The following is a 20,270-nucleotide window of genomic DNA, read 5'->3' as shown; positions in this document are numbered from 1 at the left end:
GGGCTGCTTTACCGCCGGACCTCGTCCACCAGCGTCTTGAACTCGTCAATATCCTCAAAGCTGCGGTAAACGCTCGCAAAGCGGACATAGGCGACCTTGTCGAGCTTGCGGAGCTCACGCATGACGAGCTCGCCGATGCGGTTGGACGGCACTTCCCGCAACCCCAGGCTCAGCAGCTTTTCCTCGATGCGTTCAACCGCCGAGTCGACCTGCTCGGTGCTGACAGGCCGCTTGCGCAGCGCCAGGTTCAGGGATGCCAGGACTTTGCTGCGCTTGTATTCGATGCGCCTGCCGTCCTTCTTGACGATGGACGGGAAGGTGACATCGGGCCGCTCATAGGTTGTGAAGCGCTTTTCACATGCGCCGCACTGGCGGCGGCGGCGTATGAATTCGGCGTCTTCGCCCACCCGCGTTTCCACGACCTGGGTTTCAAGGTGGCCGCAGAACGGGCATTTCATGCAGCATCCATGCAGCAAAGCGAGGCAGATCTGCTTGCAAGCAGGGGCCGCGGAACCGGCTTTGCCGGGCCGTAGGCGCAGCGGCCCCCCCGGGGGGCAGGAAGTGACACGAAGTGCGCGACCGTGGGGGTCATTTGTATACCGGGAAGCGGCTGGTCAGGGCGTGGACCTTGGCTCGCACCGCTTCAATGTTGGCCGCGTCGCGCGGGTTGTCCAGCACGTCGGCGATCAGGTTGGCAGTGGCGCGGGCTTCTTCGTCCTTGAAGCCGCGGGTCGTCATGGCCGGGGTGCCGATGCGCACGCCGCTCGTGACCATCGGCTTTTCCGGGTCGTTCGGGATGGCGTTCTTGTTGATCGTCATGTGGGCGCTGCCCAGCACGGCTTCGGCTTCCTTGCCGGTGATGCCCTTGGCGCGCAGGTCGACCAGCATGACGTGGCTTTCAGTGCGGCCGCTGACGATGCGCAGGCCGCGCTGGGTCAGGGTGTCGGCCACGATCTGCGCGTTTTTCACGACCTGCTGCTGGTAAGCCTTGAACTCGGGTGCCATGGCTTCCTTGAAGGCCACGGCCTTGGCCGCGATCACGTGCATCAGCGGGCCGCCCTGCAGGCCGGGGAAGATCGCGCTGTTGATGGCTTTTTCGTGCTCGGCCTTCATCAGGATGATGCCGCCGCGCGGGCCGCGCAGGCTCTTGTGCGTGGTCGACGTCACGATGTCTGCGTGCGGCACCGGGTTGGGGTACACGCCTGCGGCCACCAGGCCGGCGTAGTGGGCGATGTCGACCATGAAGATCGCGCCCACGGCCTTGGCCACCTTGGCGAAGCGCTCGAAGTCGATGCGCAGGCTGTAAGCCGACGCGCCCGCGATGATCAGCTTGGGCTTGGTCTCGTGAGCCTTGCGCTCCATTGCGTCGTAGTCGATCTCTTCCTTGTCGTTGAGGCCGTAAGAGACGACGTTGAACCACTTGCCGCTCATATTCAGGGCCATGCCGTGCGTCAGGTGGCCGCCTTCGGCCAGGCTCATGCCCATGATGGTGTCGCCGGGCTTGAGGAAAGCCAGGAACACGGCCTCATTCGCTGAAGCACCGCAATGCGGCTGCACGTTGGCGGCCTCGGCGCCGAAGATGGTTTTGATGCGGTCGATGGCCAGCTGCTCCGCCACGTCAACGTGCTCGCAGCCGCCGTAGTAGCGGCGGCCGGGGTAGCCTTCGGCGTATTTGTTGGTGAGCTGCGAGCCCTGCGCGGCCATGACGGCGGGCGAGGCGTAGTTTTCGCTGGCAATCAGCTCGATGTGGTGTTCTTGCCGGGCATTTTCAGCCTGGATGGCGGCGAAGATTTCGGGATCGGTTTGTTCGACCAGGATGTTGCGGTGGTACATGGCAGTCCTTAAAGACGTGGTCCCTGCTATTGAAACAAGGGCTGCCCAGGCGAACGGCTGAACGCTTCGGCCCAACGGCTTTCAGCGGTGCGCTTCCCAGTGGTGTCCCACGTCAGCTCCAATGGTTGCGAAAACCTTGAGCCTATCGCCAGTCGCGCACCTCGCTAGTGTAACTGAGCGCGCCCAAAACCTGCCGCCTCCGGGGTTCCTCACCTGCAGCCCGAAAAGCAAAAAGCCGGGGCGCTGGCAGCGGCCCGGCTTTTTGGCAGTGCATGGGGTGAAAAGGCCCCCACAAAGCGGCCGAATCAGGACTGGTTCAGCAGCGCCACCTTGTCAGGCGTCTTGCCTTCAGCGTCGGGTGTGGCCGGCAGGGAGGCCGGTACCGGGCGCGACGTGCCACCGGGTGTGGTGAAGAAAGGCGAGGGCGCACCGCGCTTGGAGGCAGACGCCACCACGGCCAGCAGGCGGGCATGTTCGCCCATCACCTTGCCGGCGTACCCGCCGTCGTCGTCCATGTTGGCTGCGCCCACATAGTATTTGAGGCCGCCCTCGACAGAGCCGGCACGGGCGATGCATTCCTGCAGCACCTTGACGCCTACGCGCAGGTTGGTCACCGGGTCAAACGCCGCCAGCTTGCCGCCGAAGTTGTCGTACTTGTCGTGGTGCACCTTGGTCATGACCTGCATCAGGCCCTGGGCGCCGACCGGGCTTTGCGCAAACGGGTTGAAACCGGACTCGATCGCCATGATGGCCAGGATCAGGGTGGGGTCGAGCTTGGCTTTCTGGCCGATCTCGAAGGCCTCGGCCACCAGCACGCTCAGCGGCTCGGGCGCGACGCCGTACTTCTTGCTCAGCCAATAGGCCACTGCCGCCTGTTGGGCGGGCAGGTCTTTCGGGTTGGACGCCGTGGCGCGCTCAATGGCGGCCGGCTCGGTAAAACCGATGGCAGCCTCCTGGCGCTGCTGCAGCCAGGTCATGAGCTTGAATTCACCGGCCTGACGCAAGTCGGGCCGGGCTGTCAGGGTGATCACCGCAAACACGACCGCCAGGCCCAGAAGGGCGAAGCTGTTGTGGGTAATCTCGAAAAAGCCTTGGGAGATGTCATCAACAATGTTTGAAACACTGCTTCGCACATTCTTGATGTGTGCGTTGACATTCAGGTTAAGGCCGAATTGTCCTAGCGCTGTCATAGCACTCCTTTCTACGCTTGCAGGCCCTTTGGGGGCCAGGCAGGCTTTGATTGGGTCGCCATCAAACCAAGGCAAGCCTTGTGGGTGTTGACCCTTGTTTGACGTTGCCGGCTTCTTTGAGGAATAGGGCAGCGGGTTCGGGTTGTCCCTAGGATTCGTGGGACTGGCGGGATTCTATGGGGTTGGTTAATAACCTGTCAATAATAACAAATCAATTCTTTATATCAAAAAGTCAAATAAAAACCTTGATTTCCGGCAAAACCGGCCTGAATCAAGGTGTTTACGGGCTTTATTTGAGATGGAGCTCTAAGTTAAGTTTTGCCTCTAAAAAGCGCGATCAGCCTTTCGCGGCTGCGGTTGTAGGCCGTTTTCCATGTTGCATGTAGTCGCCGGATCGGCGCCTGCGGCCGGCCTGGGTTGCCTGGGAGCACACAAAAAGGCAGCGGCAATCACATCCTGCGCTGTGATTGAAAAGATGGTCTTGCTTGCGGGACGGCAGGGGTTTAACCTGCAATTGCGTGTTCACTCACGCATCAACCGGGTAACCAACCCCGGAAAATCTGGAAGCAATCACTTGCTTTCATCGCACTGGAGACGATAACTCTCTTCTTTGCGGAACCCCGACGGCATGAGCATAAACGCCCGCCGTCAACCCCGGTCGGTCCAACTGCCCGGGGTTTTTCTTTTGGGGGCGCGCTTTTCACAGGCTTCAATGCCCTTCGGTTGACCGTCTTTTTCAAATAAATCATTGACCTGGCGGCCCCGGCGCTAAAAACTCGACGCCTATGGCAATCAAAGATTTGAAGAAAAAATGGCAGGAATTCAACTGGCGCGAGACCAATTGGCGGGAAATCGGCAAAACACTGCCGGCCAGGGCGGCCGCCGTCGGCCGGTCGCCGCTCTGGCAGCGTCGCGCGGCCTGGGCGGTGGGCAGCTTGGTGGTGTTGTGGGTGGTGGCCTATGCGGCCGTGCCGCCCATCCTCAAAACGCAACTGGAGAAGATCGCCTCTGAAAAGCTGGGCCGGCAGGTCACTGTGGGCGAGGTCGACTTCAAGCCCTGGTCGCTCGAACTGACTCTTCGCGACCTGGCCATCGCCCGTGCTGGCCCTGTGGGTGGCGCTTCGGCAGCTTCTCCCCAGGCAACGCCCCAGTTTTCCGTCAAGCGCCTATATATAGATGCAGAGCTGGAGTCCCTGCTTCGCCTCGCCCCAGTGGCCGACGCTGTTCAGGTGGACGAACCCATCGCGTTTCTTACCCATCAAGGTGAGGGCCGTTACGACATCGACGACATCCTGGAGCGCTTCAAAACACCCGCAGATGCCCCTGCCGGCGACCCGCCGAAGTTCGCGGTCTACAACATCGTCGTCAGCGGCGGGCGCATGGACTTCACCGACCAGTCCGTCGGCAAGACCCATGAACTGCGGGAGCTGGGCCTGTCGGTGCCTTTCCTGAGCAACCTCAAATCCCAGCGAGAGGTCAAAACCTCGCCGCACCTGGCCTTCAAGCTCAATGGCAGCAGCTTTGACACCGCAGCCGAAGGCACGCCCTTTGCCCAGACCCACAAAACCGACGCCACCTTCACGCTGCGCGGTTTTGACCTGAACCCTTACCTGGCGTACTGGCCGGCGAGCCTGCCCGTCAGGCTGCAAAGCGCGGTGCTGCATGCCGACGCCAAAGTCGCGTTTGAGCAGACACCCGCCACGGTGGTGCGGATTTCCGGAACCGTGACGGCGGAAAAGGTTCGTGTGCTGGCTGCGCAAACGGTCGGGCAGTCGCCGGCTGTGGCGCCGGCGCGGGCTGCAAAACCCGGTGCATCCGGCAAGCGCGCTGCAGGCGGCGAAGCCCAGCCACCGGCCCGCGCCGACTTGCTGGCCTTTGAGCGCCTGCAGATCACGATGGACGACGTGCGCCCGCTGGAGCAGTTCGTCAAACTGTCTGCGGTGGAGCTCACGGCCCCCACGTTGTCCCTCGCCCGGGACCGGGCAGGGCGGTTGAACCTGCTGCCGCCCGGCGCGGCGGATGCTACCAAAAAAGGAGCTGCCGGCGCACAGCCAGAAAGGGCTGCAGGCCAAAAATCTTCCGATATTCAAGCCCAGGCACCTGCCGGTGCGGCCTCGGCCGGCGCCCCGGCGTCTGCACCTTCAGTTAAAAATACGCCTTCATCCGCCCCCTGGAAAGTGCAGATCGCCCGCGTGGCGGTGCGCGCCGGGCGTGTGAACTGGCTGGATGAAACGCTGGCTTCACCCGCCGACATTCACCTCGCCGGGCTCACGCTCAATGCCTCCGGGATCGCCATGCCCTTTGTGGCCAGCGCGCCCTTGCAGTTCAACGGTTCGCTGGGGCTGGAGCCGCCCCCCGCAGCTTCAGTGCCTGTACCGGCCAAACCCGGTGCGAAGCCGACCGCCAAAGCACCGGCCCAGCCCGTGGCCCAGGCGCTGGCAACGCCGGCGTTATTGACTTTCAGCGGCACAGCCACCGACCAGGCCGCCCAGGCCACGGCCACTGTGGCGGCCTGGCCGCTGGGCATGGCCGCCAAATACGTCGGCCAGTTCCTGCTGCCGGCATTGAACGGGCAACTGGATGCCCAGCTCGGCGTGAACTGGCAGGCGCCCAGCGGTGACAAGCCGCAGCAGTTGCAGGTCACCGCCCCGCAACTGGCCCTCAGCGACATCCTGCTGGCACAGGGCAAGGTGTCGCTGGTGTCCGTCAAGCGTGTCGAACTCGCGCAGGTCGACATCGACGTGACAGGCCAGTCCTTCAAGGCCGCCAGAATGCAGCTGGACCAGCCCAAGGCCAAGGTCGACCGCGACACCGACAAACGCTGGATGTACCAGCGCTGGATGGTGAGCCCTGGCACCGCAACGCCGGCGCCGCCTCCCACCGACGCGGCAACACGCGCGGCGGCGCCTTCATGGGCCGTCGCCATTGCCGATGTGCAGCTGGACGGCGGCGCCATGTCGTTTTCCGACCAGTCGGGCAGCAAGCCGGTGGTGTTTGAAGTGACCGCGGCCAAAGCACAGCTGGGCGGGCTGCTGCTGGACGACAGGCCGGACGCCAAAGCGCAAGCTGCCAAACCCATGCCGCTGACCGCTTCGCTGCGCCTGGCCACCGGCCGGTTTGAACCCGGCAAGGTCGACTTCAACGGCAATCTCGGCTTGAGCCCGGTGCAGGCACAGGGCCGGCTGGTGGTCGACAGGCTGCCGGTGCAGGCCTTCGAGCCCTACCTTGCCGATGTGCTCAACATCGAACTGCTGCGCGCAGATGCCAGCTTCAAGGGCCGCGTGGCTTACCGGCAGACAGCGGCCGGCCCGCAGGCGCAGGTGGCCGGTGATGTGTCGCTGGAAGAGTTCCGCGCCAACACGCTGGCGCCCAGCGAAGACCTGCTGGCGTGGAAGGCCCTGAACCTGCGCGGCCTGAATGTGGCGCTGGACCCGGCCAAGGCGACCCGGGTGGATGTGCGGGAAACCGTGCTCACCGATTTCTTTGCACGCGTGATCATCCTGCCCGATGGCCGCATCAATTTGCAGAACCTGGTGAAGCCGGGCAAGGACGCCGTGGCCGCCAGCGCAAGTGCAGCAGGCGGAACGGCCACCCTGGCCCTTTCGCCATCATCGGCGCCATCTTCACCGCAAGCTTCATCTGCTACTGAAACGATAGCTGCTGGCGCACAGCCATTGAGCTCCAGCAGCTCAAAAGGCTCAAAATTCGTGTCGGCAGCACCGGTCAGCCCCGTGGCGCCTGCAGCCGCGGCTGGCTCGCCGCCGCCTATCGTCAACTTCGGCCCGATCAGCCTGATCAACGGCAAGGTGCTCTTCTCCGACCGCTTCGTCAAACCCAATTACTCGGCCGACCTGAGCGACCTGACCGGCAAGCTCAGCGCTTTTTCATCGGTGGCGCCCACCGTGCCGGGTACCACGGCCACCGTGCCCAACATGGCCGACCTCGAGCTGCGCGGGCGCGCCGAGGGCACGGCTTCGCTGGAAATCCTGGGCAAGCTCAACCCGCTGGCCAAGCCGCTGGCGCTCGACATCAAGGGCAAGGTGCGCGACCTCGAACTGCCGCCGCTGTCGCCGTATTCGGTCAAGTACTCGGGCTACGGCATCAACCGCGGCAAGCTCAGTGTGGACGTGGGCTATGTGGTGCAACCCGATGGTCGGCTCACCGCCACCAACAAGGTCATCCTGAACCAGCTCAGCTTTGGCGACAAGGTGGAGGGCTCCACCGCCAGCCTGCCGGTCAAGCTGGCGGTGGCATTGCTGGCCGACCGCAACGGCGTGATCGACATTGACCTGCCCATCAGCGGTTCGCTCAATGACCCGCAGTTCAGCCTGGGGCCCATCATTGTCAAGGTCATTCTCAACGTGATTGTGAAAGCCATCACCGCACCCTTCAGCTTGCTGGCCAATGCGCTGGGCGGCGGCGGGGAAGAACTCAGCACCGTGGGGTTCCAGGCCGGCAGCGCTGAACTGGGCCCCGAGGCCAAAGCCGGCCTCGACAAAGTGGCCAAGGCGCTGGCCGACCGGCCATCGCTGCGGCTCACCGTGGTGGGCACCAGCAGCGTCGATGCCGAGCGCGACGGTTTCAAACGCGAGCGGCTCGACGCCCTGGTGCGCGCCGAAAAGCGCCGCGTCACGGCCAAAGAGGGCGGCACCGCGACGGCGGCAGTCAGCATCAGCCCGGCCGAATACCCGGCCCTGCTCAAGGAAGTCTATAAACGCGCCGACATGCCCAAGCCGCGCAACCTTGTCGGCCTGGCCAAAGACCTGCCCGTGCCCGAGATGGAAAAGCTGCTGCTGGCCGACATTAAAGTGAACGACGACGCCATGCGCGAGCTGGCCGTGCAGCGCGGCGTGGCGGTGAAAGACTACCTGGCTTCGCGCGATTTACCGCCTGAAAGGCTCTTTCTGGGGGCCGCCAAAGCCGTGCCGCCTGAGGCCAAATGGACACCGCGCGCGGAGCTGAATTTGGCGATGCCGTAAAAACAGCGAAAATAGCGTCAGTGCTTTATTGATAAAGCTTTTATGGGGCTTTAGGGCTCACGCGCGCAACAGGGGTTGCGCGGCGCGGCCCCCCATCCACTCCAACACCTGCCGTCACCCTGCAAAGCCCTCCATTCCCGAGGGCACCTTGTGCTTGGCGGCACCTTTTTTTTGACCTTGCGTTCCCATGTTTAAATCTTCCAAACCTGAAACCCCCGCCGTGAAAACGCCCACCACCAAGCAGGCTGAAGCCCATCCGCTGGACGGCCTGACCGGCGGCGCTTTCTCTGCGCCCACATCCGGTGAACGCACGGCGCGCATCCGCACCTGGCTGGCCACCGAACCCAGCGCCGAGCAGATGGCCGAGGTCTATAAAGACCTGGCCAACCGCGACAAGGGCGCTGCCAAACCGCTGAAAGAAAAGCTCGACGAGCTCAAGCGCAGCAAGGGCCAGGAGGCCGTGGCCGCCGAGTGGGCCGAAAAAGCCCAGGCGCTGCTGGCCGTGCCCAAGCTCAACCTGGCCGACGCCCTGGCCTGGCAGCGCGATGCTGCGAAGGCCGGTGCGCCGCTGTCCAAAGAACCTTTGGCGGGCCTGAAGGTCCAGCTGGCCGACCGCGTCAAGACCATTGAAGACCTGCAGCACCGCACCCAGGTGCAGCGCGAAGCCGCCGTGCTGCTGGCCCAGCGCACCGAAGTGCTGTCGCTCAAGCCCTGGCGTGATGCCGAAACCGCCCTCGAATCCCTGCGCGGCGACGTCACGCATTGGCAGTCGCAGGCCGATGACATCACGCACGACACCAACTGGGCCAGCGTGGACGCCAAGTTCCCTCCGCTGCTCGACGCATCTCGCGCGCAGTTGCTGGCCGTGTGGGAGGCCTTTCAAGGTGCGCTCACGCAGGCCCAGAAGGCTGCTGAAGATACGGCAGCGCCGCTGCCCGCCGTGCCGGTGTGGGCCGACGAGCTGCGCGCCGCGCGCGGCCTCCCGCCTGCAGCGGGTGAGCAGCCTGCACGTGCGCCCAAGGCCAAGATCGATCCGGCCGTGCTCAAAGACATGCGCGAAAAATCTTCCGCCATCGTGCAGGAAGCGCTGGCACGGCTTGAGCACGAAGTCACCGAAGGCCATGGCAAGTCCACCCCCAAGGTAGCGGCCGACCTGCGTCATGCGCTCAAGGAACATATTCGCAACATCGACAGCAAGCTCGAAGCCGCTGCGCACGCCGCACTCACTGCGGCAGGTGAACTCGAAGGCTGGCAGCGCTGGCGCGCCGACCAGATCCGCGAAGAACTCGTCGTGAAAGCCGAGGCCCTGGTGGCCAAGCCGCTGGGCGGGCGCAAGCAGCAGGAAGCCCTGCGTGCCATGCGCGAGCAGTGGAAGACCAGTGACCAGGGCGGCACGCCCAACCACGCGCTGTGGAAGCGTTTTGACGACGCCTGCAATGAAGCGCACAAGGTTGTTGAAGCCTGGCTTGAAAAAGTGAAAGAGCAAAGCGAAACCGTCAAGGCCGAGCGCAAGCTGCTGATCGATGAAGTGCTGGCATGGGCTGAAGCCAACAAGGGCAACACCGACTGGAAGCACCACATTCGCAGCCTCAATGGCTTTGTCGAAAAATGGCGTGAAGCCGGCCACCTGGGTGAAAAGGCGTTTGCCGAAATCCAGCCGCAGTGGAAAGCCGCGATGGATGCCGCAGACGCTCCGCTGACCGCTGCGCGCCACGACAGCATTGCACGCCGCAAGGCCATGATTGAAGAAGCCAATGTGCTGGGCGCCGAGCCGATGCTGCGTATCGACGCCGTCAAGTCGCTGCAACAGCGCTGGCAGCATGAAGCGCAAGGCGTGCCCATCGAGCGCAAGCAAGAGCAGAAGATGTGGGACGCTTTCCGCAAACCCATCGACGACGCCTTCCAGCGCAAGACCGCCGAGCGCGAAAAAGCCGCCGCGGCGCTGGGCGAATACGACCGCATGGTGCTGGATGCCTCCAAGGCCGTTGAAGCCGCCACCGCCAGCGGTGATGTGCAGAAAATCCACGCGGCCGCCAAGGCGCTGGAAGCCATCGTGCGCGGGCAAGTGCCCGCACCGGCATCGGCACCTGTTGCCGCCCCGGCAGCGCCATCGGTTGAGGCTGCACTGGCCGACATCAATGCCACTCCCGTTGCAAAGGGCAATGAGGCTGCAGCCCAAGCAGAACCTGTGCAGGCAGCTACAGAAAACGTAGCATATGCGCCCGTTGCCACGGAAGCTGCCAGCGAAGCGGCGGCCACCGAATTTGCCGAAGCAGGCGAGCCGGCCAGTGCACCCGCTGAGCCCGCACCCGCAGCGAAACCCGCACCCAAGCCCGTGATCGCACGGCGCGGCGACGACCGCCCGGGCATGAAGAAACCCGAGCCCGCAGCGGCCGGACGCGGCGGCAAGTTCGGCGACCGCAAGGATTCGCGCCCGGGCAGCAAGCCCGGCGGCCCGCGCCAAAGCACCGACAACAAGTTTGAGCCTTACCGGGAAGGCCGTGACGACCGCGGCCCGCGCGGCGCGGACCGTGGCGACCGCAGTGCACGCCCCGCCTTCGAAGAGCGCGGCCCACGCCTGGGCGATGCCGCCTTCCGTGCCCAGCGCGAAGCCTTTGAGGCCGCCAACCAGGCGCTCAAGAAACTCGCGATGCAGGCGCACGGTGAAGTGCTGACGCACTTGTTGACCGCCTGGGAAAAGCGCGACCCGGCACAACTGCCGAGCGCGCAGGACCTGGGCAAAGCCGTGGCGCCGGCCGTGCGCAACCGCTGGGTGCAGGCCGTCAGCACGCCCTCGGGCAAGGACGCTTCCGAAGCGCTGCTGCGACTGGAGATTGCCGCCGAGCTGCCCACGCCTGCCGAGCACATCAGCGCGCGCCGCATGCTGCAGCTGCAGCTGCTGACCAAACGCAATGCCCCCGCGCCGGCTGAAACCTGGGGTGAAGACACCGCCCAGGTGCTGGCCGCCGACTTTGACGCCGGCAACGCCAGGCGTGTGCAGAACGTGCTGAAGGCATTGCTCAAGCGATGACCGACTCGGCAGGCCCTGACGTAGCTGACGCAGTATTGCGGACGCAGCGCAGGGCCGCCCCAAGCAAGTCCAGCCCCCTCGGGGGGCAGCGCATTACACGAAGTGAAAAGCGTGGGGGCCAGGAAGACCGGCCGCAAACGCTGGGCGAGGAAATCGCCAACAGCGTGAGCCACGGTGTTGCGCTGCTCGCCGCGCTGGTGTCGGCGCCTTTCCTCGTCATCGCCAGTGCGCGCGACGGCGATGCGCTCGACGTGGCGGCGGTCTGTGTTTTTGCCGCCACCATGGTGGTGCTGTATTTCACCTCGATGCTGTACCACGCCTTGCCCGCCATCCGGGCGATGCGTGCCAAGCGGGTGTTCCAGGTCCTGGACCACGGCGCCATCTACCTGCTGATTGCCGGCACCTACACGCCGTTCACGCTCGGCGTGTTGCGCGGGCCCTGGGGCTGGACGCTGTTCGGCCTGGTCTGGGCCATGGCGCTGGCCGGTGTGGCCGTCAAAGCCTTCGCGGGCGTGCGCTGGCCACGGCTGTCCACCATCCTCTACCTCGCCATGGGATGGATCGCCGTGATCGCCATCAAGCCGATGCTGGAGCTGATTCCAGGCTGGGGGCTTTTCTGGCTGGTGGCGGGCGGGCTTTTTTACACGCTCGGCGTCGGCTTCTTTGCCACCGATTCACGGCTGCGCTACGGCCACTTCGTGTGGCACCTGTTTGTCGCGGCCGGTACCACTTGCCATTTTGTGGCGGTGCTGTATTACGCCGGCTGAAATTTCCAGCCTGCAGCTGCTATTGAATACATAGCTGCTTGCGCCCGCCAGAACTGGGTTGGAAGCCGATTTGCTTTGTAAGTCAGCGGCGCAGTGCCGCTCCGGCGGTCAGGAAGCCGCTTCAATCAGGCGGGCAATCCCGTCAAAGCCAAGCCGCCGCGCGTGCTGCAGGGCGTTGAGTCCTTCCTGATCCACCAGCGCAGGGTTGGCGCCGGCCGTCAGCAGGCGTTGAACCACGGCGGTGTGGCCTTGCATGACGGCCAGGATCAGCGGTGTGCGGCCAGCCGTATCGGCTGCGTTGACGGGTGCGCCTTGCTGGAGCAGGCGTTCCAGCAGCTCCAGGCGTCCTGCACGGGCAGCGTCCTGCAAGGCACCTGCCAGACGGTTGGGCCCGGCACCCACTTCTGCACGCGGTGCGCGGTATTGCAGGGCGCTTTCCTGCTTTTGTAGGGGCGCTACGGCGCGTGCTGCAGGCGCGGCGGGCGCTGCAACGGCAGGCGCCGCAGCGGGGCGTGCAGCCGGCGCGGCTGCGGCCATATCAGCCTGCGCTGGTGGCGCCGACAGCGATCCGGCCGCGGTACCGGCCATGCGTGGCGCTTGAGAGGACTGCGCATTTTCCTGAACGGCGGCGGCAGGCGCAGGCGCGGGCGCGGCAACGGGCGCTGGTGCGGGAGGCGGCGCGGCTGGAGGGGCTGCGGCAGCCGGTGCTGGCGCGGCTTCAGATTCTCTTTGCCGCGCAACGGGTTCAGTCACCGGGGGCGAGGCCACTGCTTTGTCCTGCGCCGCAGGAGCCGGTGATTTCGAGGCCGGCTTCGCAATGTCGGCAGATCGCTTTTTGGCGTCGGCCTCGGTGGCGGGTACTTGCGGTGCCACCGGAGCGGGAACGGGAGCCATCGATGGCGAAGCTGCCGGCGGTGACGCTGGCGACGATGACGATGACGATGAAGGTGTTGTGGCGCTGGGCTGGCCAAACGCCAGTTCTTTTTCCTCGTCGGTGCCGCGGTCAAATTGCAGCACCAGCAACCCGGTCAGGCCGGCCAACGCAAGGCCTGCCAGCGCGGAGATTTTCCAGCGCGACTGGTTGGCTGCCGGGCGCTGCGCTGCATCGGTGTTGGCGACAGCTTGCGGCGCACCGGCCTGCTTGCCGGCTTCGATCACCATCTGCGCGTGGGCGCGCACGGCGTCGCGCACATGGGCGCCGGGGCGGCGTGCGTCGTCTGCGCTGGCCTCCCGGTAGCGCTGCAGCAGCTCGTCGCTGTGCGGGCTGTGTTCAGGCTCTGTCATGCAAACTCCTGTAGCTGCTGGCGCAGGCTGTTCCGGGCATAGCGCAGGCGGCTCTTGGCGGTTTCAAAATTCACGCCGGTTGCGGTGGCGATGTCTTCCACGCTCATGCCGGCTTCGGCTTGCAGCAGGAAGGCTTCGCGCTGCTCCAGCGGTAACCGCTCCACCGCGGCGATCAGGGCCTCGGCCTGCTCGCTGGACTCCAATCGGCGCACGGGGCCAAAGCCCGAGTCGGCCGCCAGCGTATCGCCAAGGCCCAGGCCTTCTTCATCGTCACCGCGTCCATCGATGCTGACATGCTGCTTTGCGGTGCGGAAGTAATCGACCATCCGGTTGTGCGCCATGGTGAACAGCCACGTTTTGAATTTCGCCGTCACCGTATAGGTGGCGGCACTGCGGGCCACGGCAAACCAGACATCCTGCAGCAGGTCGTCGGCCACCGCCTGCACCCGTACGCTGCGAAACACATAGCGCCACACGCCCAGTTCATGCCGCGCATACAGCGCATCAAAAGCCGCCATGTCGCCGGCCGCATAACGCAGCATCAGCGATTCGTCGCTGTCTTCGGCTGCATCGTTGGTCGGCGTGGCGCTGAGCATGCGCCAGATTATGACCCCCACGGTCGCTCACTGCGTGTAGCTCCCTGCCCCCCGAGGGGGCCGCCCGCCATGCGGCCCGGCAAAGCCGGTTCCGCGGCTCATGCTGGTGAAGAAGGGCCGTCACGATCACCCGCAGTGTGAAGCTTCTGCTGCCGTCAGTAGGGGTCAGGCACATAGGAGTAGCTACGGGATTCCGGGAACGGGTTGGGCCTCGGAATCATGGGCACGAGCTCACGAATCACGCCGCTGGCGATCAGGTTCTCGCGGCTGTCGTAGCGGATGCGGATGACCTCGTTGGGCTGTGTTTGCTGGCGCGCGAAGGTGGTCTGCGACACCAGCGAGTTTTCGCGCGCGCCGTGGCCCGTGCCGAGCCTGGCGGCAGGCAGGGAGGTAGATGGCAGCCTTCTAACCCGGTCTTCGGCCGAGGCAGAAGCTTCCGCGCCGCCGCTGGCCCGGTCGGCCAGCGCGGATTTTCCGGCGGTGGATGATTCCGCCAAAGGTGCCGGTGAGGCTGACGAAGGCGAAGGGGCGTTTCGAAAGCCCAGCGACGCATCGGCTTCGCGTTCCTTGCGGCTGGAATAGGCGGGTGCCTGGGCGACCGGCTCGGGAGCCTGCTCCCTGAAGAGCGCCACACCGATCACCCCGACGTTGCCAGGCCTGCCGGTGCGGCCGGCGTAAGAATCGCCAAGTGCCGAAAATTCGAATGCGGCGACTTCGCTGCTGCTTTTGCGCCAGCCGGTGACCTGGTACTGCTGCCATGGCGAAAACACATAACCGGTCTGGTCCCAGGCGGCGGTTTCGCCGCTCAACACGTTCACGCCGTCTACGGCGGTCACGGCCAGTACCCGTTCACCGAGCTTGTTGCGCACGGCGACGGCGTATTTGGCGCCGTACTGGCCGGCGACCCAGTATTCGCCGCGGTGGTGGTACAGCGGCAGCGTGGCGCCGGTGTTGCGATCAATCACGGTCACATCGGCCAGCCGGCCGACGGCCTGCGCGGGCAGGGCGGCCATGGTGAGGATGGCCAGCAGGATCGAAGAGGCAAGAAGAGGGGTTTTCACGTGAGCTCCAGAAAGTGGTGGAGCCCATTGAAACGAAGGGGCGAGGGAAATGGGGTTAAGCCGGCCCAAAAAGAGCCAAAGCCGGGCCGGCCGGTTGCTATGTATTTGATAGCTGCTCGCGCTTGGCCAGATTGGGCTGAGGGGTGATTTCCCTTGTGGAAATTGTCAACCCGGCGCGCCAGGCGGCCGGAAAGCCGCCGGGGGCTTATTTCGGCATGAAAAACTTGTCGAACAGCACGGTCAGGGGCGCGAAGTCCTGGGTGAAGCGTGTGCGGTTCACAAAATAGGCTTCGCACGTCACGGCAAAAAATTCGGCCGGTGACCTGGCGCCATAGCTGTCCAGCCATGGCGGCTCGGCGCCGAAGCGTGTGGCCATGGCCACTTTTTCGCAAAACCCGTCGTAAGCCGGCTGCATGACTGCATGCCAGGAGGTGAGGGCACTGCGCGTGGGCAGGGGTGGGCAGCCGTCGGCGGCGCCGTCACGCATGTCGATCTTGTGGATGAATTCGTGAATCACCACGTTGTGGCCGTGCTCTGCCGATTCGCCCGCGCCGGCCACGTCCTGCCAGCTCAGGGTGACGGGGCCGCCCTGCATGGCTTCGCCCAGCAGTTCTTCGCTGTAGTGGTGCACCACGCCGGCCTGGTCGGTGACCTGGCGGCGTGCCAGCATGGCGCCGGGGTGAACCACGATGCCCTTGAAATCGTCATACCAGCGCAGGCCCAGGTGCAACACCGGCAGGCAGGCCTGTGCTGCAATCGCGACGGCCATTTCATCGGTGACTTTGAGACCGTGCGCGCCGGTGAATTCCTTTTGCTTCAGGAATTTGTCGGTCAGGGCGTTCAGCTCCTGCAGCTCCGCAACCGGCCGCCGGCCCAGGAAAGGAAACCGCAGCAGGGTGTCTACCCACAGTGTTTCGGGGATGGTTTTGGCAGGGGCTTTGGAGCCGCCAAGTGTTCGTAACCAGTTCAGCATGAGATGAAGGTTGTGGTTAAGCGAAATGAAACAAGGGTCAGCACAATGCAATCCTTTGCAGCCCGTCTGCGGTCAGGCGCAGCACTTCCGCGCGCGGCGCCGGGGCGCCCAAGTCCCAGTCGCTGAGCACCACGCGCGACAGGCCGCCGCCCAGGTCATGCACGGCAGGCTTGTGCGTATGGCCATGAATCAGCGTGCGGGAATTGGCCGCCTGCAGCCACTGGCGCGCGGCCTGGATGTCAATGTCGGCATATTGTGCGCCCGACTTCTTGCGTGCTTCGCTTTGCTCGCGCAGCCCGCGCGCAATCGCCTGGCGTTCGGCCAGCGGCCTGGCCAGGAAGGTGCGCTGCCATTCGGGGCTGCGGACCTGGCTGCGAAAGTTCATGTAGTCGACATCGTCCAGGCACAAGGCGTCACCATGCGACAGCAGCCAGCGTCGCCCGGTGCCGGCGGGAAAAACCAGTACGGTCGGGTCTGCCAGCAGAGTGGCGTTGCACAGGTCCATCAAGGCCTGGCCCACCAGGAAGTCACGGTTGCCGTGCATGAAAAACAGGGCCAGCCGGCTGGCGGCATTGCCCATGGCCTGCACGCAACGCGCGTCAAAGCCGGCGGCGGGGTCCAGCAGGTCGCCTTCCACGGCGTCATCGCCGACCCAGACTTCAAACAGGTCGCCCAGGATGAAGACCGCGTCGGCCGGCGTGGTTTCAAGGTAGTGCTGCCAGGCCGCGAAGGTAGCGGGCTCCGAGACCTGCAAGTGCAGGTCGGAAATGAAATCGACCGTGCGCCACATGGGGGGAGCAGGCAGCTCCGCCATGGGGGGCACGGCCTGGGGGGTGTTCACCGGCTGGATTTCGGCATGCGCGGCCCGAAAGGGTACTCAGGCCACTGCAACGGCTTTTTGGATGATCACGTCTTCCATCGGAACATCGTCATGAAAGCCCTTGCGGCCGGTCTTGACGGCCTTGATCTTGTCGACGACATCGGCGCCGGCCACAACCTTGCCGAACACGGCATAACCCCAGCCCGATGCGTTCGGTGCGGTGTGGTTCAGGAAACCGTTGTCGGCCACGTTGATGAAGAATTGCGAGCTGGCCGAGTGCGGTGCGTTGGTACGCGCCATGGCCACGGTGTAGTTGTCGTTCTTCAGGCCGTTGTTGGCTTCGTTCTCGATTTCGCCATCGGTTGGCTTTTGTTTCATGCCCGGCTCAAAGCCGCCGCCCTGCACCATGAAGCCCGGGATCACGCGGTGAAACACCGTGTTGGCGTAATGGCCCTTGTTGACGTAGTTCAGGAAGTTGGCAACGGTCTTGGGTGCCTTGGCGGCGTCCAGTTCCAGCGTGATGACGCCGTATTCGGCAATGTGGAGGTCTACTTTGGGATTGCTCATGATGGTGTCCTGTAGGGCTGTGTCAATTAATTGACGAGGGTTGCTGATTTGATGAGGACGGGCGTCTTGGGAACGTCCGTCGGGAAGGGGCCGCCGGCGCCGGTGGGCACGGCCTTGATCTTGTTCACGACGTCCATGCCGCTGACCACCTTGCCGAACACCGTGTAGCCAAAGAGCTGGGGTGCGTTGACGAGCTGGGCGCGCGGGGTGTTTTCGTAAACGCGGCCCTGGTATTCAAACTTCGGAACCGGGTCTCCGGGGGGAATCACCGTGGGGTTCAGGAAGTCGTTGTCCTTCACGTTGATGAAGAACTGCGACGACGCGGAATTGGGATCGTTGGTGCGCGCCATGGCGAGCGTACCGACCACGTTTTTGGGCCCACCCTTGGCGAGCGCCTCGCGGCCTTCATGGGGCACCGGCGGGCGCGTTTTCTTTTCAGCGTAGGTTGCGTCGTAGCCGCCGCCCTGCACCATGAAGTTGCTGATCACGCGGTGGAAAATCGTGCCGTCATAGTGTTTGTCCTTGACGTACTGCAGGAAATTTTCAACGGTCTTGGGCGCCTTGTCGGGATAGACCTCGACCACGAAGTCGCCTTCGCTGGTGACGAACTTGACCTTCGGCGCGCTTTGCGCGAGCGCCGGGCCGGCCAGGAGGGCCACGCCCGCCGCCGCCACTGCCGCGAGTGTGGCGCGGCGCAAGGGAGAAAACACCGCGAGCGCGGCAAACGTCCTGTGAACTGCCATCAAATGGTTCCTTCGAAAAAAATCTTCCACTGGGTCCCTTGGCGGATCCAGTACTGGCGCTTGGTGCGGCCGGTTTTGGCGCCCTTGACCAGTTCGCCAAAGGTTACCACCATCGTATCGGTGCTGTCGGTCCAGCGCAGGTAAGACACGTCCTTGAGCAGGATGTCGCGCCCACCGAGTTGCTTGAGCTCACTTTGCAGCAGCGGCGTCCATTCGGCCAGCGTCTTGCCGTAACTTGTGAAATCGGGTGTGTACCAGCTTGTAAGTCTGGCCATGTCGCCGCTGGACTTGGCATGGTGCCAGCTTTGCAGCGCGGTTTCGAACGACCGGGTGTCGGCCGCCAGCGATTGCGGCGCTACCCATTTGAGGCTATGGGCAATCACGACGGGCGTGCTGCGCACCTCGACGGTGCGGATGATGCGCTCCAGGTCGGGGTTGGCCAGCACGACGCATCCGTCGGTGGACAGCGGTGCCCGGGAAAACTGCGCCGGTGGCGTGCCGTGCAGCCAGATGCCACCGCCGGTCTTGCCGCGCTTGACGTCGAGCTGGTTGGGGTAATTGATGGGCAGTGCGCCCGAGCCGTAAAAGTCGCGCAGCGATTTGGGGTTCAGGTTGCTGGTGATGTAGTAGACGCCGACCGGCGTGCGCAGGTCGCCTTCGACGGATTTTTCAATGCCGGATTTTCCAACCGAGATGTAATAGTCCGCCACGAGTTTGAGGCCCGCGCTGGTGTTTTCAAACAGGTAAAGGCGTGACCTGGACGCATCGACGGCAATGGCGTGTTTGTTACGCGATGACAGCACCAGGAATTGCGACGGCACCAGGCCGGGGGCGGGCCGCTCGCGCAGCGCGCGCAGGCGCAGCAGCGACTCCTGCCGCAACTCGGCCAGCAGGGCTGCAGCAGTCTTGGCAGCGGCATCCGGAACGTCGCCGGGCGTGCGCACAGGGCGTGTAAAGCCGGCCAGCAAGTCGCCGTAAACCAGTTGCGCCAGCTGGAAGTTGGGGTGATCCTTCACGAGGCCTTCGGCCTTGCGCAGGGCTTCGCGCGAATTCGCCTGGCCGATCAGTTTGTAGATTTCAATCAACCGGGCTTCCGCTTCGCCACCGTGCGCCTCCTGCGGGGCGGAGGCTTTTGCCGGGGCGGGCCGCTTGGTTGTGTGCGCGCGGGTTTCGGCCCGCGCCGGCGAAAAGGCCAGCACCAGGCACGGTGCCATAAAGAGAAGCATTGCGGCCGCTTTTTTCATGCGGGCTTCCACGAAAGTTTGCCGGCCAACACAGACGGACATGAACAGGCTGAACAACGCACTTGGGTCAGGCCGGCCGCCAGCGATCAGCCGCCTGTGGATTCCTTGACGATGACCCAGCGATCACCGGCCTTGGCCATCTCCAGCGTCTTGCGGCTGGAAATATTGATGGAGTCGGCGCTGTAGTCCTGCTTGAACCTGGCCGTGGCCTTGGCGCCCTGTACTGCGATGGCCAGGTCGGAGAGCTTGACGCTGATGCGCGACTTGCCGACGATGCGCGCGCGGCGGTCTTCTTCCCAGGCCTTGCGTGCCTGTTTGCCGGGAGGCGCAAAGTTCTGGCCGTAGCTGCTCAGGTAGCCGTTCATGTCCTTCTCGGACCAAGCCTGGGCCCAGCTGCGCACCGCTGCTTCGACTTCTTTTTCGGCGCCTGCGGTGGCAGCCGGTGCTACGGGTGTTGCCGGCGCGGCAGGGGCGGGCGCTGCGGCCACCGGGGCTGCGGGCGCTGGCTTGACAGCCGCCGCGGGGGGCGCAGGGAGCGTTGTAGCCGGGCCGGGCGTTGGCGCGCCGGCAGCCGGCTTGGTCGGGCTTTTGGATTCGGCGGAGAACAGTGTGCGGATCAGTGCCAGCTTGGGCGGAACGGCAGCGTTGCCGCCGTCGAGTTGCAAGGCCTTGCTGTAGGCCTGGCTGGCGAGCCTGGCGTAGACGTCGCCCAGGTTTTCGTGCGCGGTGGCGTAGCTGGGGTTGGTCCGGATCGCCATTTCAAGCGCCGCCCGGGCCTTGTCGAACTGGCTCTGGCCAGCATACAGCACGGCCATGTTGTTGTAGGGCTCAGGCAGCTCGGGGTAGTCTTCGGTGATTTTGGTGAAGGTCGCGATCGCGTCGTTGGTCTTGCCGGTCTCTGTCTGGATCACGCCCTTGAAGAAACGCATTTGCGGGTCGCGCGGCTTGCTGGCGAGGTACTGGTCAACCTTGGCCTGCGCCTCGGCATACTGGCCGGCACGCATCAGGCGGCTGACGTCGGCGTAGTCGTCGGCATGGGCAACGGACACCGACAGGGTGACCGCCACGGCCAGCATGCGCAGGGCGGCGGACAGCGGATTGCGTGTAAGGAAGTTTGGCGTGGGCATGGCACTCTCGCGATTTGTTTTAAAGCCCCCGGTGCTGTTTTGGCAGCCGTTGGGC

The 20,270-nt window shown here is 64.4% G+C and carries 15 protein-coding genes and 1 riboswitch; of the genes, 3 read left to right on the top strand and 12 right to left on the bottom strand.

The window, feature by feature from the left end; genetic code table 11:
* Positions 1-8: 8 nt before the first annotated feature.
* The 3 genes from nrdR to AC1DYR_RS02590 all read right to left on the bottom strand — a co-directional run bounded on the left by nrdR (position 9) and on the right by AC1DYR_RS02590 (position 3,023).
* Positions 9-458 carry a transcriptional regulator NrdR gene (nrdR, locus tag AC1DYR_RS02600; RefSeq protein ID WP_457280253.1) on the bottom strand — a complete coding sequence of 150 codons (450 nt, stop codon included), beginning with the start codon at positions 456-458 and terminating at the stop codon, positions 9-11.
* Between the two features lie 130 nt (positions 459-588).
* Positions 589-1,833: a serine hydroxymethyltransferase gene (gene glyA / locus AC1DYR_RS02595; protein WP_477703699.1), complete on the bottom strand. Its 1,245-nt coding sequence runs from the start codon at positions 1,831-1,833 to the stop codon at positions 589-591.
* A gap of 36 nt (positions 1,834-1,869) precedes the next feature.
* Positions 1,870-1,999: riboswitch (ZMP/ZTP riboswitch) on the bottom strand.
* 139 nt (positions 2,000-2,138) lie between these two features.
* Positions 2,139-3,023, bottom strand: coding sequence for a lytic transglycosylase domain-containing protein (locus AC1DYR_RS02590; protein ID WP_457280255.1), 885 nt, complete (start codon positions 3,021-3,023; stop codon positions 2,139-2,141).
* 785 nt (positions 3,024-3,808) lie between these two features.
* Here AC1DYR_RS02590 and AC1DYR_RS02585 point away from each other — a divergent pair.
* The 3 genes from AC1DYR_RS02585 to trhA all read left to right on the top strand — a co-directional run bounded on the left by AC1DYR_RS02585 (position 3,809) and on the right by trhA (position 11,800).
* On the top strand, positions 3,809-8,002 hold the full coding sequence (locus AC1DYR_RS02585; protein ID WP_477703698.1) for a DUF748 domain-containing protein: 4,194 nt from the start codon (positions 3,809-3,811) through the stop codon (positions 8,000-8,002).
* Between the two features lie 187 nt (positions 8,003-8,189).
* Positions 8,190-11,033, top strand: coding sequence for a DUF349 domain-containing protein (locus AC1DYR_RS02580; RefSeq protein ID WP_477703697.1), 2,844 nt, complete (start codon positions 8,190-8,192; stop codon positions 11,031-11,033).
* Entirely contained in the window at positions 11,030-11,800 is a 771-nt protein-coding gene (gene trhA, locus AC1DYR_RS02575; RefSeq protein WP_477703696.1) for a PAQR family membrane homeostasis protein TrhA, read from the top strand. Before AC1DYR_RS02580 ends, trhA begins: the two co-directional genes overlap by 4 nt.
* 108 nt (positions 11,801-11,908) lie before the next feature.
* Here trhA and AC1DYR_RS02570 read toward each other — a convergent pair whose 3' ends face one another.
* The 9 genes from AC1DYR_RS02570 to AC1DYR_RS02530 all read right to left on the bottom strand — a co-directional run bounded on the left by AC1DYR_RS02570 (position 11,909) and on the right by AC1DYR_RS02530 (position 20,215).
* Positions 11,909-13,084, bottom strand: coding sequence for an ankyrin repeat domain-containing protein (locus AC1DYR_RS02570; RefSeq protein ID WP_477703695.1), 1,176 nt, complete (start codon positions 13,082-13,084; stop codon positions 11,909-11,911).
* Positions 13,081-13,626, bottom strand: coding sequence for a sigma-70 family RNA polymerase sigma factor (locus AC1DYR_RS02565; RefSeq protein ID WP_477704121.1), 546 nt, complete (start codon positions 13,624-13,626; stop codon positions 13,081-13,083). Before AC1DYR_RS02565 ends, AC1DYR_RS02570 begins: the two co-directional genes overlap by 4 nt.
* A gap of 209 nt (positions 13,627-13,835) precedes the next feature.
* Positions 13,836-14,741: a hypothetical protein gene (locus AC1DYR_RS02560; protein WP_477703694.1), complete on the bottom strand. Its 906-nt coding sequence runs from the start codon at positions 14,739-14,741 to the stop codon at positions 13,836-13,838.
* Positions 14,742-14,946: 205 nt separating this feature from the next.
* A complete protein-coding gene (locus AC1DYR_RS02555; RefSeq protein WP_477703693.1) occupies positions 14,947-15,714 on the bottom strand; it encodes a M90 family metallopeptidase in 768 nt (255 codons plus the stop codon).
* A 37-nt stretch (positions 15,715-15,751) separates the two neighbouring features.
* Positions 15,752-16,528 carry a UDP-2,3-diacylglucosamine diphosphatase gene (locus AC1DYR_RS02550; protein WP_477704120.1) on the bottom strand — a complete coding sequence of 259 codons (777 nt, stop codon included), beginning with the start codon at positions 16,526-16,528 and terminating at the stop codon, positions 15,752-15,754.
* A 63-nt stretch (positions 16,529-16,591) separates the two neighbouring features.
* Positions 16,592-17,101 (bottom strand): peptidylprolyl isomerase, encoded by a 510-nt coding sequence (locus tag AC1DYR_RS02545; RefSeq protein ID WP_477668984.1) that lies wholly within the window; start codon positions 17,099-17,101, stop codon positions 16,592-16,594.
* Positions 17,102-17,127: 26 nt separating this feature from the next.
* Positions 17,128-17,844 (bottom strand): peptidylprolyl isomerase, encoded by a 717-nt coding sequence (locus tag AC1DYR_RS02540; protein WP_477665724.1) that lies wholly within the window; start codon positions 17,842-17,844, stop codon positions 17,128-17,130.
* The gene (locus AC1DYR_RS02535) at positions 17,844-19,088 is read right to left on the bottom strand and encodes a L,D-transpeptidase family protein (RefSeq protein WP_477703692.1); all 1,245 of its coding nucleotides are present in this window, start codon (positions 19,086-19,088) and stop codon (positions 17,844-17,846) included. Before AC1DYR_RS02535 ends, AC1DYR_RS02540 begins: the two co-directional genes overlap by 1 nt.
* Before the next feature lie 86 nt (positions 19,089-19,174).
* Positions 19,175-20,215, bottom strand: a complete 1,041-nt coding sequence (locus tag AC1DYR_RS02530; protein ID WP_477703691.1) for a L,D-transpeptidase Cds6 family protein — start codon at positions 20,213-20,215, stop codon at positions 19,175-19,177.
* Between the last annotated feature and the right edge of the window lie 55 nt (positions 20,216-20,270).

The organism is Polaromonas sp. P1_F9, from assembly GCF_056405615.1.
The sequence above is the reverse complement of the archived record's forward strand: the minus strand, read 5'-3'. Positions and strand labels throughout refer to the sequence as shown.

Bases quoted from the DNA above. Each gene is read 5' to 3' on its own strand.
- nrdR (WP_457280253.1), bottom strand. From the start codon at position 458: ATGAAATGCCCGTTCTGCGGCCACCTTGAAACCCAGGTCGTGGAAACG.
- glyA (WP_477703699.1), bottom strand. From the start codon at position 1,833: ATGTACCACCGCAACATCCTGGTCGAACAAACCGATCCCGAAATCTTC.
- AC1DYR_RS02590 (WP_457280255.1), bottom strand. From the start codon at position 3,023: ATGACAGCGCTAGGACAATTCGGCCTTAACCTGAATGTCAACGCACAC.
- AC1DYR_RS02585 (WP_477703698.1), top strand. From the start codon at position 3,809: ATGGCAATCAAAGATTTGAAGAAAAAATGGCAGGAATTCAACTGGCGC.
- AC1DYR_RS02580 (WP_477703697.1), top strand. From the start codon at position 8,190: ATGTTTAAATCTTCCAAACCTGAAACCCCCGCCGTGAAAACGCCCACC.
- trhA (WP_477703696.1), top strand. From the start codon at position 11,030: ATGACCGACTCGGCAGGCCCTGACGTAGCTGACGCAGTATTGCGGACG.
- AC1DYR_RS02570 (WP_477703695.1), bottom strand. From the start codon at position 13,084: ATGACAGAGCCTGAACACAGCCCGCACAGCGACGAGCTGCTGCAGCGC.
- AC1DYR_RS02565 (WP_477704121.1), bottom strand. From the start codon at position 13,626: ATGCTGCGTTATGCGGCCGGCGACATGGCGGCTTTTGATGCGCTGTAT.
- AC1DYR_RS02555 (WP_477703693.1), bottom strand. From the start codon at position 15,714: ATGCTGAACTGGTTACGAACACTTGGCGGCTCCAAAGCCCCTGCCAAA.
- AC1DYR_RS02550 (WP_477704120.1), bottom strand. From the start codon at position 16,528: ATGGCGGAGCTGCCTGCTCCCCCCATGTGGCGCACGGTCGATTTCATT.
- AC1DYR_RS02545 (WP_477668984.1), bottom strand. From the start codon at position 17,101: ATGAGCAATCCCAAAGTAGACCTCCACATTGCCGAATACGGCGTCATC.
- AC1DYR_RS02540 (WP_477665724.1), bottom strand. From the start codon at position 17,844: ATGGCAGTTCACAGGACGTTTGCCGCGCTCGCGGTGTTTTCTCCCTTG.
- AC1DYR_RS02535 (WP_477703692.1), bottom strand. From the start codon at position 19,088: ATGAAAAAAGCGGCCGCAATGCTTCTCTTTATGGCACCGTGCCTGGTG.
- AC1DYR_RS02530 (WP_477703691.1), bottom strand. From the start codon at position 20,215: ATGCCCACGCCAAACTTCCTTACACGCAATCCGCTGTCCGCCGCCCTG.